The organism is Pedobacter sp. UBA5917, assembly GCF_002432345.1.
Lineage (GTDB): Bacteria > Bacteroidota > Bacteroidia > Sphingobacteriales > Sphingobacteriaceae > Pedobacter.
Genome location: NZ_DJDT01000148.1, coordinates 1 through 15,090 on the forward strand (window position 1 = coordinate 1; position 15,090 = coordinate 15,090).

The window sequence follows — 15,090 nt, forward strand, 5'->3', positions numbered from 1 at the left end:
TTTAAAATTTAAAGGTTAAAAAAATAGAATTTTACGTAGCGTCCGCTACTGTATAGTATAAACCAAATATTAGGCCAATTATTGTGTATCTACCTCATATATAATCAGTAACAAGCGTATCAAAATCAGAAAAAACGAGTTCCCAATGCAAAAAACAAAGATTTTTAGAGCGAAAAAAAATGTATTTTTTTTGAAAATATTGCTCGTCTCATTATTACTACACGCCATATCTTTACTTATTGTGGCATTTATGGACAAAGTGTAACTTTTGGCAACAGGTTGTGGCTACATACAGTTAATTTACGAACTGTATAGTTTATGATCAGATTAATTACTGCCAAAAAAAAGTATCAGAAATCTGTGCAATACGATAATGGGGAAGAACGAAGTAAAGTGTGAGCAGAAAGATAAAAATACATGCGTTGGCAGTAAATTTTGTCCTGTTTTTAAACCATAGCACAACCGTTTCCAACAAAAGAATAAGCATCAGCAGATAAAAAAGGTACAAAGGAATTAAATCAAGATTGTAAGCCTGCCTTTGGTAATTATTTTCTGCAAACGCAAAGCAAAAGGCCAAATATGGAATGAGTAATATTAAGAGCCTTATTATAATATGTTTCGAGATTCCATTCATGAGAGCGGTTTAATTATCCCTTTCCGTACCCTATCTGCCCAATTAATCAGGTATTGAATAAAAATAGGAGCAAAATAGCATATTAGGCTCCGAATAACTGACTTATAAATGATTGTTTATCATTCATCTCATAAAATATCATATGCAGAATAAACCAATAGGATATAAAAACAAACAACATAAATATTAGGCTCATCACCAGGGTTATCAAATATGGGTTTTTAATTTTTTGCAGACAGCATACTACGAGCAAAAAGATCAATGCAACAATTATTCCGGCTATCGATCCGACCTGAGCCAAAACTTTCAAAACGGAATGCACATTAAATTCCGTCAAAATATGATCGGATATATACCAAATCGTAATACCCACAGCAGTAATCGCGAACAGTATAAGACCGATAATCAGTTTTTGAGCGTTTTTCATCGTTATTTAAATGTATTGGTATTGAAATTATCGGGTTCGGGCTATAGGAAATTATCAAAACCTTTCACCTTTATACAGAATTTCAAAAGTATCTTTTCCTTTAGGAATATGAAGATATAGTTTATAGAATTTGGTTATTTTCTCTCCATTGGGTGTTTCAGTTTTACCCCAGATAGGACTTGTGTTTTTAAGTGCCGGATCTTTACTGGTTTGTTCGAGGCAAACAATTTTACCATTGCCATATAGGCTCATGTGATATTTTTCAAGAGGCTCCAATTTAAATCCGAGGATCAGGAAGTGAAATTTATCCGATTCTTCTATGGCTTGCAGCTTTTCCTGATCGATGTAAGAAGAGATAATCTCTGCAACATCGCTTTTAAAGCCCAATCTAAAATAGTCGTCCATTTTTTTAGCGCTAATCAGGTTGTAATAGTACCGATAGGCCGCCTCCGTTTTAGCCAAAAGTTCCTTTTGGTCTAATTTACTAAGGTCCTGACTTTCTGTAGCTCCAACTAGTTTATAAGGCACTTCGGCATCAAATGTAATGGTGTATTCGTAATAATTCTTCCCTGCCGCAACGAAAGTTTTTCCATCAGGCTTGGTTTCTGATAGATGGGTAATTACCACCTTTTGATTTTTGTAGGCATTTATCCGATCCGATTCTTTACGCCCAACAAGCTCAATTTTAATAGCCGTTTGTGCGGTGAGGTGCGCTGTTCCTTCTCCATCTGTTACGGTTTTTTGCGGATATAAACGGTATGTTAATGTTTGTTTGCCCGACTGATTGATATACGGATTTATACAAATGGGTGTTATCGCGCTTCCGTCTTCGAAAAATCTAAAAACAGGTACATTGTTTACCAAAATTTCAGAGAAACATTGGTTTTGGCTGACAGAGAAATAATATTCAATGTCTTGCTGGGAAGGAGGCTTAACAAAACCGATTTCCTTTTGAATATAATTCTGCGCCGTAATATTATCCGAGTTGGAATCGGTAATAGGAGGTTGTTGAAGGGTATTCCTATTGGTATCACAATTAAGCAGTAAACATGTAGCTAAACAAAATAACAGTGTTCTTATCATTTTTATAAAATTTCGAAAGTATCTTTTCCTTTGGGGATATGGAGAAAAATCATGTATGCTTACCGATTTTATAGAAATAAGCTGAATCCAAGCATACAGTATCTTTATTATTTTTTTTGTTGCGCTGAAATAAAGGTCCCCTTTTCGTTAAAAATTTTTATGCCTTTTTGATTTGGGCGTTTACATATAATAGTTTGGTCCGAAAATGTTATCTGATCATATTCTAATGGAACGATAAGTTTCCCTGTCTCAGTATCAGCTACTCCCAATTGGTCTATTGTTCCGCCATCAGCTTGGCGTATTGGTTTTCCTACAATTACCAGCCTCGGATGGTCCCGCTGTAAAGTATAGGAATTCAACTCATAATTGGGTTTCACTAACCGCCTATTTTTCTTATCTACCCAATAAAGGGCATTTGCAAATTCATTTTCATTTAATGCTACCTGCACATAATTTTTCACAAAATTTTGCTGACTAATGTCATGATAAACGGGTTTTACTAACCATTTACCATTCCAATCAATAATTCCCTTTTTTGCAGTTTTTGCATCTTCGCAAATTGCATAACCCGTTTCACTGTACCTGTCGAGTTTAAATTTTGGGATAAAATAGGCATGTAAACTTTCTACAGACTTATCCTTTTGGGCAATGGAAACAATTATTTTGCTTATTGTTGCAGAGAAATAGATTGATTTGGTTACAAATTCGTTAGATTTTGAACTGCTTTGCATGGATTCGGATTCCAAGAATTTTCGCAGTTCGTTTTCCGAATTAATTTTACCCTCCGAAATTTTATCTTTAGCTTTTTTTAGTTCTTCAAGCAGTTTTATCTGCGGCGTAAACTCAAATGACTGCGACCCTTTGGTTGTTAAATATTTGCCGTTTTTGTAAAGTGCATTTATTTCTATTTTTTCAGCTAGTGTAGCGGGTACTTTAAATGTAAATTCATTATTGTTAAATTCGATAATTTCAATATCACCTTTATCTGTTTTTATTATTTTTTGGCCCTTTTCCAAATAATAATCTTTGGTGTTTGTAAAATTTGCAATTACTTTTGCTTCTACTCCTACTATTGGTCTGCTGTTTTTCTGAAAAAAATATAATTCGCTATTTATCATTTTATCGTTTTCAAAATATGGCATTTTCTTTGCATCCGATTTATTAAGGATTACAGTTGAGGCGCTTTCGTTCGTGCCATCTGCATATATTACCTTTTGAATTTCGAATTTCGGTTTGCGATCTGGATTATTATTAAAATAAAAATTATCAAAACCTAATAACCTCACTAACTTAAATTCATCATAATTTATAAAAAAGAAACTATTTGGAAATCTATTGGTCGTTTCTATTTTCAATGAATCGAAAAATGAGGGCTTATAATTACTTCTATCTTTAAAAGCCGTAATATCTGTACTCAACTCATCTTCGGGAATTGGTTCAACAGAGATTTTAACTGAACTAAGCGCTATAGCACTATCTAATTCAGCAATTTTATCATCCACTTTTTCCTGCAATTCTTCATTTCGTCTACTACAAGACACCATCAAGAATAACAATGTTATAGCTAAAAGTTTTTTGATTCTGAAATCACCAGTAAAGCCATTAATCATTTTTTGATATTATTTTACAACTTTAATCTTATCGGAATTCAATTTATATGTGTAAAAAAAGTCCTTAAGTTTTTATAAATTGAAACTATCCCGTTTATGCTTTTTGCCGAATGGCATTTGGCCTGGACAGCTTTATTTTGGCAATATATTCTATCGTATTACTTCAAATCCGTTTTGCCTTTGGCGATATTAAAATAAACCTGTAGCGTCATCATTATAAAATCTCGAAAGTGTCTTTTCCTTTGGGGATATAAAGATACAGTCTAGTGAAATTTACCCTAGTTTCACCTTCGCTTGTTTTGTATTTACCCCAAATTGCCCATCTTTTTTTTAACCTCAGATCTTCACTTGTTTGTTCCAGGCAAACAATTTTTCCGTGTCCATATAATTTCATAGTATAATTCGCCAATGGCTCCAGTTTAAAGCTGGGGTTATTAAAAACAAGTAATTCATCATTGATTGCATTCTGAATCTGATCTTTGTCCAGATATTCAGAATTAATCTGCGAAATGTTTGAGGCAAAACCTAATCTAAAATATTCATCCTGTTTTTTCTTGTTTAAAATATCCCAAAAGTATTGATAAGCAGTTTCTACTTTTTTTAGTAATTCTTTATGATCTATTTTGGTTAAATCTTTACTATCATCCAAAACTTTTAAATTGTAAGGAACCTTTGCTTCAAAAGGTATGGAGTATTCATAATAATCTTTACCCTCACCTATAAATGATTTACCATCGGTTTTTGTAGCCGCATGATGCGTAAGTAAAAGTTTCTGATTTTCGAAACTATTTACCGTATCAGCGTTGTTGCGGACATATAATTTAACATCAAATTTAGTGTAGGGAGTAAGTATATTAAATCCTTCGCCGTAAGTCCTTTTGGTTTGAGGATACAAACGATAAGTTATGGTCTGTTTACCGGAATGAGTAATGTAATTGTTTAAAATAATTGGCGACATCATTCCGCCATCTATGAAATAACGATATACAGGTATGTCATTTACCAATACCTGAAAAAAACACTGTTCGTGGTTTACGTAAATGTAATATAATGGCTCATCAGCAGATCGTTTAATTGCTTTTATCTGATTCTGCAAGGTATTTTCAGCAGTTATTTTTTCATTATTAGAATCCGTGATGAGAGGTGTTGTATTATCCATAGATTTTTTTTTTTGTTTGCAAGCACCCAAACTAAAAAGGGTTAAAAGTACGATATACCTTATTTTCATTATTGTGGTGTATTATTTTTATAAAATAAATTAATTTTCATCATGGTAAAAGTTTTATCCTTAAACAAATGAAATTCGGTATCAGCTAAATTATATTTTTTATCTCCATCCCATGAATCATCATCTTTTTTTGATGCTGTGACTTCAAGTTTAACTTTTCCCTTAATCCCTGAAAAATAAATTTTATCCTGATAAAAAAGCCCTTCGGTTTCATTGGCTCCGTATGTACGGGTATGGACCAAATGAGACTCAAGGTTTGCTTCCAACATGGCATCATATTGGGTATGGCTGTTTTTAAAAAAAGTAGAAGCCAAAAAAGGTGATATTGGGACGCAGCCTACAACATGTATTCGGCCCTTTACCATTAGTTCGGCCTGCATTTTTATGGCATTATCGCCAATTACTTTACCTGCACTGTTACTAAAACCCTGTTTTAAGGCATTTTTGATATTTACAGATCCTGCAAACTGTTGGTGCGGTGCTGGTGCAGAAATTTTGATCTTATATTCCTGGTTTATACTGCCACTGAACATAATTTTAATTTTTGCATCGTAACCGGCACGGTCTAATAAAGTCTGCAAACCTTTACCAATTTCTCCTTCTGCCGTTTTCCGTCCAAAGTTCCGCCCTGTTTTATATACATTATCTCCCAGGGGATCTTTATCATCCAGTTTTTCCTTTTTAAGCCCTTCAAATTCTTCTTTGTACACATATTCTTCCTTACCTTCTTTGTTTACCTTTTTTTCCTGGGTAAGGGCTCTCTGTACAATATCTTTTAAACTCAGTGATTTTTCAAATTTGATGCCAATTACCGGATCGGCCTTTACATTAAATTCGGTAACGTAATGCACCAGATCGTTCTTTTTTTCCAGATAGGTGGCATAGGTAAATGCTACTTTGGGGAATATGAAATCGAAGCCTAAATCTTTTACTTCCTTTTGTACTTTTTGGGCATCTTTTAGCAAACGTACGGCCTTCTTCAATTTCGGCAGTTTGGCCGCAGCCGATTCTCCCATGGTAAGCACCGCAATAATAAGCTCAACAATCATTACGATAATGGTAAGGGTTAGAATTCCTTTTTCTACCAGATCTCTGTTGTTGTCGGTAAAATTGGTGAGTTTACTAAACTTGCCACCACTGTAATTCCATTTTTTAGCGTAGCCTATACCATACATCTCGGCTTCTGACACAAAAAAATCAATAGCCAGGTTGGTGAGCATAACATAAGCATCGCCCATTGGAAAATATTTCAGTACACTCAGATACAGATCGATATAATGTTTGGCCCGCTCGTGCAGGCCCTTGATGCCTTTGATTACGGATATGGGTTCGGGTTTGCCACGGTATACGATCGGATAATCGCCGGTGAAATCGTATGTGGCCTGTAAAATCCACAGGGCATCAGTAAAGGCATTGATCACCAATGTGGCTTTTTTAGGATCAGGGAAATATGCACAGGAATGGATGCCCAGCTCGTACCTGTTGGGTTTTAAGCCCAATGCGGAAGGGAACATATCACCTTCAAAAGAAAATACCTTTAATTTCCCCTCCTCTCCATTCAATGGAATATCTTTAACAACACTACGGTCTCCGTTATAATTTACAAGCTCGCTATAAGTGATTTTCTTTAAATCGTGCTTTTTACCATTTTCGAAGCTAATGCATGCATCATTCTTAATGCCCTTTACGAACACCGAAAGGTCAACCGGCTCCTCGTAATTGGGGGTGATGGTATTGTAAAAAATTGTTTTTAAATTATTTACCTTAAAGGTAAGTACGGTTTTACGGTTGATTTTATGGATGGGCCTATCTTCGTTGGTAATATAATCGAACTGCTTGGCCTTTCTTTCTCCGTAACCGAAAGCTTTCAACTGATTTTTGATCCCGTTGGTGTAAAAGAAACTTAAAATGGCGTTGGCGCGTTTCTCGGTCAGATTATCATTGTATTCGTAAGTATTCCTAATATCGGCATACGACTCGATAGTAACGGATATCTGAGGATTCTGCTTGAGGTATTTAATCACGTTTTTCAGTAAAGCCTGACTGGCCGAAGGCACTTCGTACTGATCGGTATCGTAAAAAATATTGAGGCTAAAGGTAAATTTTTCTTCGGCAATACCCATGGTGCGCGGGTCTGTATTACTGAAAACGGTTTTAAGGTTTTCCCTATCGTGGATATTGATTTTGGAAAAGGTACAGCTATCAAACTTAATGGGCTGTTTGTCTTCTTCGCCAATGGTAATTACCTTATTGCCTTTTGGCAGGGGTACAATCTTGGTCAGTATTTTACCGAAACTGTTTTTGATGAACAGGTGGGTGGCATGTTTTAAATCGCCTTTGGGTGTGGTATCTTTAACATAGCCTGTTGTACCTTCTACACTCAACTGGATATAAAACTGCTCAAGGGGTTTTTCGGCACCGATCTCTTTTCTCCATTGCAAAACATCGCCTGCAGGGATATAAACGTCCAATGCGCCCCCGTTACATTTTACGGTATAGGTTTTACTTATTTTCTGGTTATCATCTTTGAACAGGTTAAACTCGCAGTTATAGATATGAACCGTACAATTGTAGCCGTTCAGGCCTTCCAATTCGAGATGCAGATGCAGGGGGACATTATATTGCGTGGGATTGCCTTCGTGTATCTGTTTGTTGTTCCCTTCAATATTTTCCCTCCAGTAAGAACTTACAACCCTAGGGGGGCTATAGGCGCGTACAAACAGGCCAGTACCACCTTCCAAATCCTTAAAACCTGTTAAACTGGCTTCTACATAGTAGAAAACTTTGCCAGCCTGAGCTTTTGAAATAAATAAAGTATATGGTTTGGTGCTTGGCTGTGCGCCTTTATAATAATCGACCTTTTTATCGGCCGATTGCCTGATCCAGGTGATATTTTTTTTCTTATCGGCTTCGGTTGTACCAGGAAACCATTCGCCAACAACAAAGCCCACGGTAGATCCCCCATCTATCACAACGGAATAACCTGGCTTAGATTTATCTTTATGAACTTTGCCTTCGCCGCTCCAAACAATTTTTTTTATACCTTTCTTTGCCATGTTTTAGCCTATATAAATTATCCGTCAATTACGCCGCTATTCAAATCCTCAGTTTCCTGCATATCCTTAGCCACAATCATCGGGTTAAGTGTTTTCTGTACTTCTTTATTGGTATTGTCGAAATTCTGTGCGGTAGGTTCTGCCATCTGCCCATGTTTAATAATCTTGATGCAATCTTTACCACCAACCGGACAGGTTGCCTTAGAAGTTTCGAGCAGGATTTTACCACCATTATCGAGTAGGGTCTCTTCATAGAAATCAGACCATTCTGTTACTACCGCCGTACATGGAGAGTTATTCTTTTTTGAACAGCTTCCAAAAGTATTTTTTTCAAATGTTGAGCCTATATCTTTATGGGTGGCGATGGGCTTTTTACTGCCTTTATCGTCATTTGCATAATTTTTCTGGTTTGTTAAAACTTTTAAATTATCCGGGCTTGTGCCAAAATTGCACAAACAAACAGCTCCCTGTACTACAATATGTTTTTCAGCCATATCAATTTATTTTAAGCTATTTAAACCAGCTACCCCAAAAGCTCTTTTCGCTTTTGTTTGTTTTATCGCCATCCAAAAACACCAAACTTTCTACTGATGATGGTGCAACATTGGTTGGCAGTTTCTCATCATCAAGTTTATCTGTTGAAAATAGTTTTAATGTCACTTTTTTCTCCGTCAATTCCTTAACCCACCATTCGGCAATGATAATCTGTATGGCTTTGGTTGCCGGACTTAATATATATTTAGCCCGATAGCCTCCTGTTGCCGAGTTTATTTCGTCCTGCTCCAAAACACCATTGTGCTCCAGCTGAAGTGCTCCGAAATGATTGGTAAGCGGATTTACAGTTTCGACAGTTTTATACCCCAATGCCATGGGTTCGAGATTGGGGAACAACAGGTTTTCTTCTACCGTGAGCTGCTCTTTATAGTTTTTATAGATCGACTGGAAATAAGTCTGTATAAGCCAATCTTCCCGAAAGCAGATCTGTATATAATTATCATCCACTAAGCGTTCATCCATTAAACGGATATATTTAGCAGCATAATCACCTTCAAAGTAACTTTCAATTTCCGATCTAACTTTAACCCATCTTTTCCTGATCTCGTCGCAATTGGCCACCTTTAAAAATTCCCCATCCGGTTTCGTTTCAACAATTAAGGGATAAAATATGCTGCCTGCCTGATAGGCCAGTTTATCTGCTACCAGCTCTGGGATTACTTCATTAACGTAAACAGCACTTGTTCTATCTAACCGGTATAAAAAATTCTGCTCCTGGTTTAAGCCCAAGTAGGTTAGTGATAGCTCATATTTAATTTCATGCGTTTGTTTTTCTTCTTCAAATAGGATGGTAAGGCCATAATGCTGTACATTTCCTTCTTTGCCAGTCCGTTTTTTAAGCCCGAAATTTCCATCAAACTGAATAGGCTGGTTTGCTTTTTCAGTTTCTCCGGCAGGCTTTTCTACCTCGGGGGCAGTTCCACTATCGTCAAGTAACAAACTTCTGTAATTCATGTTTAAGCTAAATAGACCGTTAATGACTTATGATCATATTGTAAATGATAAATAAGATAATACCCAATACAATGAGTACCACATTATACATTCTTTTTGTTTTATCGGAGCTCTTCCTGAAATAATTGATCAATATTTCGATCAATAAAAACAGGCACCACAAAAAAATCCATCCGAGGTTCAAAAAATAACCAATAGGTACCGACATGCCACTATTGCCACCAATGGATCCGTTGTTATCGAACCACGAATCCCAGTGATCGTATAGGTATATCAATAGAAAACCGGCAATCAAAATGCCCACCCTTATGATCGAATATTTTTTCATAGTTTAAATTTAATAGGTAACACGCACTCTATCTGGGGTTGGGTCCATGCCAATGCCATCAAATTCAGCAGACCAATGCAGGTACTCATTTCTTAATTTCCTTAGGTCGTTCTGCTCGTCCAACTCCCTTTGGTAATCGGCAAAGCGTTGTTCAGGAAGTTTAGCTCCTTTATACTTCGAATGGATATCTTTAAATGATTTAAAAGCATATGGGCTTACATTTTTGTGCATCGAATCCTGAAGTTTCTTTTTTACGCGTACCAGTAAAGGATCTGCAGAAATGTCGTATTTCTGGTCTACCAGCAACGCTTTGTTGATTGGAAATTTTTCTTCGAATTCCAATTCATAATCGATCATCAGGTGCAGCGGGATGTAACTGTATGTGTTTTTGAGGTTACGTTCACCAGAAAGTTTCCGTTTATATGGATGTAGGGTCAACTGTTTTTCAGTGTACCATCCTTCTGAAATCAGTCTGTTTTTTTCTGCGTTCTGTACATCCTCCGACCCGTTGATGAGCTCATCAACCTTTTCGATACCGTTGGTGTAGCTACCACCTATATCGCAGTGTACACCGGGTAAACTTTTCTGCAGTCCCACACGGGCATTGGTAAGAGCAAAATTTTCACGGTGTTCGTTTTCTGCTGTAAGGTGAAGAACACACTTGGCTTTCCCGATATTGTTCAGATTCAGCTCGGCAACATCATTCGTAAAATCATGATTCAGGGCTGTTACCGAGGCGATGGATGTAGCGCCCGGCTCGTAAGAAGAAACCGTATCGTAAATACCCAGGAAACGCACTTCCAACCGCTTTACAATTACACCCGCATCTTTAAACTGTTTACCCAGATAACCATGTGCCGGGATCGTTATTTCAGAATAGCTACCTGGTTTATCCGGTGTAGACAATGGATCAATATTGATCTTGAATTCGCTCTGCGTAACTTCTGCAACAAAATTACGTGCTGCGGCTGCACCTCGGCTAAATCCAAATACGTCCAATATCAGAACCGAAACTTCTTTTCTCTTGGGCAATAAACCGGCCAATAATCTACAGCCTTTTTCTACCTTGCTCCTAATGCCTGTTTCGCCGGTACCTAAGGCATACCCCAAAGTATCGTCACCACCATTATTGGTGGTACCTATCCCTTCTATATAGATTTTGCCTCTGCGGTAACCTTCCAACATCCGGGCTACGTTACTGTAGGTGTTCTGATAACTGCTTTTATCATCATCCTTGCCATATTTCTTGTATGCCGCAGCTTTGGCTAAATCGTTTGGATTTTTTGATTTCTGATCGCTCGGTTTATTGAATTCCTCACGGCCTTCGGTATTTGTTTTATTGTTCCGCGTACCATCAAAGAACATCCCAAAACGGTATTCCAACCCCTTATCTACAGGACCGGGAGGCGCATAATTACCAAAACTAACATTAGTTGCCATAGTTTTTTATTTGGAATTCTACCTGTTTAACTGGGAAGTTTAATGTACCCTGTGTTAAATCCAGATCCAGTTTTCTTTCTTTGGGATCTATATTGATCAACAGATCGGCTGGTTGGGTTTTATTTAACTTCTCTTTAAAAATTCTGTTTATTTCGTTTACATCAAAATCAACAGGGATATGGGTAGCCAAGCCATTCTGCTGTAAACTGGGTAAATAGCTTTTATCCTGGGTAATCACAATATCAGCTTCGTACCGGTTTTTTTCATTATCTGTAAACATTACATTGAGCAGGTAAGGAATGGCACGGCTTTGTTTTGCTAAAATCTTATTCCCATCCAAAATATATTCCTTCTCTCCATTACTTAGCATAAAAGACCAATTTGTTAAATGGTATCCGCTAGGCAATACAACCTTAGGTGTCCAATTATACTTTTCCCTATAAATGGCAGTGTAAAGCTCTGCATTGGGATAACCCTGAGATTTTATCCTTGCCTGAAACTGGGGTTCTATGATCATCGTATCGGATAAAACATAATCTACATATTTATGGGTAAATAGGTGTTTTTCCTCATCAGACAGTTTTGCTGTATCGATTTTTGTTTCTGCTGCAGCAAAATGTGCTATTTCTACCTGATTGCCATCACCGGCAGCCCATACTATAATATTACCTTTTGGTGCCAGACCGATGATAAAAGTGTTATAGGTTTCGTCTGGCTTGTTGCCCCCATTATTGAATCCATCTTTGAATAATTTTAGGATTTTTTCTTTAGGGAGCTGAAACTGGCCGGAGTATACCTTTTTCTCCGCAAAAGAAACCCAGGTAAGCCCCAAATAATCGGGTAACTCTTTGGTATCCGGACCACTGGAAACGATTGCTCCTCCCAGTCCCCAACCTACCGCAACCGGCCCCAAATGACTCAGGTTCTGCCCATAGTTTTTGGCGGAAATTTCTCCCTGGTATACTTCTACAGGGACTTCCTTCGGCGCAGATATTGTTGCAGTCCAATCAAACTTTTCTTCCATATTCTGTCCTTTACAACTCGATACTGTTGTTACTAAAACAAGCAGTAACAGGTATAAATTGTTTTTTACGATCATGCTTTTCCCCCTCGGCCAACTATTTTTTTATTGCAGGCCAAAATCAGGTTATTGTGCATCGCTTCTATGTTAACTTTATCTGCTTTTTTCTCCAATTTATTCTCTACCTGGAGAGAATATGTGGAATTGACCTTGAGGGTCATATTGGTACATTGTTTCAAAATGGCCATTTTTAAAACATTTTTGATTTTTCTGCACTGTTGATCTCTACAATTTTTCCACTCTGCAAAGTCATATTTTCCTTTTGGCTGAAAACGGTTATCTCGCTTGCCTGCTCGTTGGATGTTTCTGCATGTCTTAAAAAATCTTTGCTTACCATCTCTGTCCGGTTATCCGAAGTTTCTTCTATATCACCTGTAGCCGTTAACGAGAAATTTTTGCCAGCGGAGGTTGTAATATCTTTCCCGACCGAAATTGTCTGGTTGTCGCCCACATTGGTAGATTGTTCTTTACCAACCTGTACGGCCATATTTTCCTGTACATTAATCTGCATGTTCTTGCAGTTTAGGGTCATGTTTTCGAGTGCTGTGATGGTGATGTTATTCCCTTTAGTATCAATATGGATGATATTTTCGTGTATATCGGTAATTTTTATACCCTGCGTATTTGGGTCATCGTCAAACTCTACCAAGTGGCCGCTACGGGTAATAATACTTTTTAAATGGTTTTTAATCAGCGGACTACTATCCACACTGGCACTATGGTACACACTTCCCATTACCACGGGGCGGGCCACATTTCCTTCTTCGAAAGCGATCATTACCTGATCATCAATTTCTGGAATAGCAAAATACCCGCGGTTATTTCCTCTATCGCCTATACCTGCGCTTGGCGTAACCACACGCAGCCATTCGGTAACGTCGTTTGTTAAACACTCCCACTTAAACTTCACCTTGATACGGCCCTGGCCCTGTGGATCGTTATTATCGATCACATCTGCCAGTTGCATATCAGGCTGAGGTTTATCGAAATTTTTTACCAGTAAACGTTCAGTTGTAGATACTTTTCCTTCGAAATTATTATGGTATTTGCCATTTTCATCGATATGATGTGTAACACTGGTGATAAGGAATTTACCCAGGCTTTCGGATGTAAAAGCTAGTTCTTTGCGTACACTCATGGTAATTTCGGCAATACTGCCTATGCTTAGACCTGCATTGTCGCCCCTTGCCGTAACCTTTAAAAGCTCACTGGTATTGGCCTTTTCTTCGTTTTCTACCAGGCTTTTAATATCATTGTTATTATCAACCCTGATTAATGATGGCTGATTAAAGGTTTTACTGAAAGTAAGGTTCGAAGCTTTTACCGCATGGGATAAATCGGGCGTACCATCTACTTTACCGCTACTTTCACTCAGCAGCATTTCGTTCTGCTTGGGGTTATAAGAGAACCGTTTATTTTTTATCGGTGCAATTTCCATTGCATATTGCATTTCCTGCACATCCCTGCCGTAAAACAGCGCTATTTCCTTTTGCGTATTGGGTTTACCAAAATTGAGCTGTTTGCCATCGTAAAACAACCATTCGTGATATTCGGCCGAAAGGCGGTTTAGAAAAGCAAAATCGCTTTCGCGGTATTGGATAATATAATCGATTGGTGTAGTTCTTGCTGCATTGGCAACCACCTTCAGGTCGTTTGCCGGCGTATCTTTAGTGGCTAACTTAACGATCTCGTTCAGGTCTTTATCGAGATAAGAACCTAAATCCGGACCGCGATCGATCAAAATCGTGGGACTGTAGCCACTTACCACTACAACCCCATGATAACCATGACTTTGCGACAATTCGACTTTGGAAACCAGTCCCACAAAGTTCTGCATACCTTCTGGCGTATGTCCGAAAGATGCAGTTAAAGTTTTACCTACAAAATCGCGGCTATCATCCAAGCTGATAAGTCCGGGTGCCCCCATCTGGTCGTGGTTAAAACGCAGTTCGAAATAATGGTGCTCGTTAAAAGCTTGCTGTAGGCTGAAGGAGGCAAAATGTGTAATTTCTTTCCCTTCTATATTGATCTCTGCAATGAGTTTCTTTTCCATATTGTTTAATCTTGTTCACAACAATTAGCCCAAACCAAAGGTTTGATATATACATGGCATTACATTAAAAATGACTCCATTTTTTGTAAACTGCCCGATCAGATGAATATTGTGTGTGGATGCCGAACCAAACGTTTTACCAGAATAGTAATTGTTTACTGCGATATGTTTGAGCTGGTTAGACATAATTGAGCATTAATTTATAGTGTAGCGCTGTGAAAATCGATCACGGTGCCAAGAGGGATAATAATTTTAGATAATAGGTAGATGTAGGGTACTGAAATAGCAATGGATTAAAAGCGCCCCGAAAAAATCGGGGCGCTTTAATTACTATATGTTTAGTGATGACTAAGCTTTTGGCCAATCGTTTTCGTGTTCTGCATTACCCAGCTTTAGCTTACGGGCAGATACTACGAAACTTAAAGTCATTGGTGTATTGTCGTTTACCGCAATACCCTCGTTGTACTGGATGATATAACCATCTTCGAAAGATAGTTCTTTCATTTTCGCATCTTCTTCGCCTTTTTTGAAAACGATAGTTCCGGAAAGTGGCTTATACTGGTTGTTAACCATTGATTCGATTACCGAGGTATCTTCGGTTGATTCGATTTCGATGTGAATGGTACCACCATAAACACCTG

11 protein-coding genes are annotated in these 15,090 nt (G+C 37.7%); all 11 read right to left on the minus strand.

Annotation, left to right across the window (positions count from 1 at the left end; translation table 11 throughout):
* Positions 1 to 1,115: 1,115 nt before the first annotated feature.
* Positions 1,116 to 2,144, minus strand: coding sequence for a hypothetical protein (locus B2V92_RS08980; RefSeq protein WP_293307051.1), 1,029 nt, complete (start codon positions 2,142 to 2,144; stop codon positions 1,116 to 1,118).
* 107 nt (positions 2,145 to 2,251) lie between these two features.
* Positions 2,252 to 3,754 carry a WG repeat-containing protein gene (locus B2V92_RS08985; protein ID WP_293307053.1) on the minus strand — a complete coding sequence of 501 codons (1,503 nt, stop codon included), beginning with the start codon at positions 3,752 to 3,754 and terminating at the stop codon, positions 2,252 to 2,254.
* A gap of 214 nt (positions 3,755 to 3,968) precedes the next feature.
* Positions 3,969 to 4,913 (minus strand): hypothetical protein, encoded by a 945-nt coding sequence (locus B2V92_RS08990; protein WP_293307055.1) that lies wholly within the window; start codon positions 4,911 to 4,913, stop codon positions 3,969 to 3,971.
* A gap of 68 nt (positions 4,914 to 4,981) precedes the next feature.
* Complete coding sequence (locus B2V92_RS08995) at positions 4,982 to 8,038, minus strand: OmpA family protein (protein WP_293307057.1); 3,057 nt, start codon at positions 8,036 to 8,038, stop codon at positions 4,982 to 4,984.
* Positions 8,039 to 8,055: 17 nt separating this feature from the next.
* The gene (locus tag B2V92_RS09000) at positions 8,056 to 8,532 is read right to left on the minus strand and encodes a DUF4280 domain-containing protein (protein ID WP_293307059.1); all 477 of its coding nucleotides are present in this window, start codon (positions 8,530 to 8,532) and stop codon (positions 8,056 to 8,058) included.
* A 16-nt stretch (positions 8,533 to 8,548) separates the two neighbouring features.
* Positions 8,549 to 9,547, minus strand: coding sequence for a hypothetical protein (locus B2V92_RS09005; protein ID WP_293307061.1), 999 nt, complete (start codon positions 9,545 to 9,547; stop codon positions 8,549 to 8,551).
* Between the two features lie 19 nt (positions 9,548 to 9,566).
* Positions 9,567 to 9,875, minus strand: coding sequence for a hypothetical protein (locus B2V92_RS09010; protein WP_293307063.1), 309 nt, complete (start codon positions 9,873 to 9,875; stop codon positions 9,567 to 9,569).
* Between the two features lie 9 nt (positions 9,876 to 9,884).
* Positions 9,885 to 11,315: a DUF2235 domain-containing protein gene (locus B2V92_RS09015; protein WP_293307065.1), complete on the minus strand. Its 1,431-nt coding sequence runs from the start codon at positions 11,313 to 11,315 to the stop codon at positions 9,885 to 9,887.
* Complete coding sequence (locus B2V92_RS09020) at positions 11,305 to 12,414, minus strand: DUF2931 family protein (protein WP_293307067.1); 1,110 nt, start codon at positions 12,412 to 12,414, stop codon at positions 11,305 to 11,307. Before B2V92_RS09020 ends, B2V92_RS09015 begins: the two co-directional genes overlap by 11 nt.
* 172 nt (positions 12,415 to 12,586) lie before the next feature.
* Complete coding sequence (locus tag B2V92_RS09025) at positions 12,587 to 14,449, minus strand: type VI secretion system Vgr family protein (protein ID WP_293307069.1); 1,863 nt, start codon at positions 14,447 to 14,449, stop codon at positions 12,587 to 12,589.
* A gap of 348 nt (positions 14,450 to 14,797) precedes the next feature.
* A partial coding sequence (gene tssD / locus B2V92_RS09030) for a type VI secretion system tube protein TssD (protein WP_293307071.1) occupies positions 14,798 to 15,090 on the minus strand: 293 nt, incomplete at its 5' end.

Coding starts and splice junctions, on each gene's coding strand:
- B2V92_RS09010 (WP_293307063.1), bottom strand. CDS start 9,875: ATGAAAAAATATTCGATCATAAGGGTGGGCATTTTGATTGCCGGTTTT.
- B2V92_RS09000 (WP_293307059.1), bottom strand. CDS start 8,532: ATGGCTGAAAAACATATTGTAGTACAGGGAGCTGTTTGTTTGTGCAAT.
- B2V92_RS09025 (WP_293307069.1), bottom strand. CDS start 14,449: ATGGAAAAGAAACTCATTGCAGAGATCAATATAGAAGGGAAAGAAATT.
- B2V92_RS08995 (WP_293307057.1), bottom strand. CDS start 8,038: ATGGCAAAGAAAGGTATAAAAAAAATTGTTTGGAGCGGCGAAGGCAAA.
- B2V92_RS09020 (WP_293307067.1), bottom strand. CDS start 12,414: ATGATCGTAAAAAACAATTTATACCTGTTACTGCTTGTTTTAGTAACA.
- B2V92_RS08985 (WP_293307053.1), bottom strand. CDS start 3,754: ATGATTAATGGCTTTACTGGTGATTTCAGAATCAAAAAACTTTTAGCT.
- B2V92_RS09005 (WP_293307061.1), bottom strand. CDS start 9,547: ATGAATTACAGAAGTTTGTTACTTGACGATAGTGGAACTGCCCCCGAG.
- B2V92_RS09015 (WP_293307065.1), bottom strand. CDS start 11,315: ATGGCAACTAATGTTAGTTTTGGTAATTATGCGCCTCCCGGTCCTGTA.
- B2V92_RS08980 (WP_293307051.1), bottom strand. CDS start 2,144: ATGATAAGAACACTGTTATTTTGTTTAGCTACATGTTTACTGCTTAAT.
- B2V92_RS08990 (WP_293307055.1), bottom strand. CDS start 4,913: ATGGATAATACAACACCTCTCATCACGGATTCTAATAATGAAAAAATA.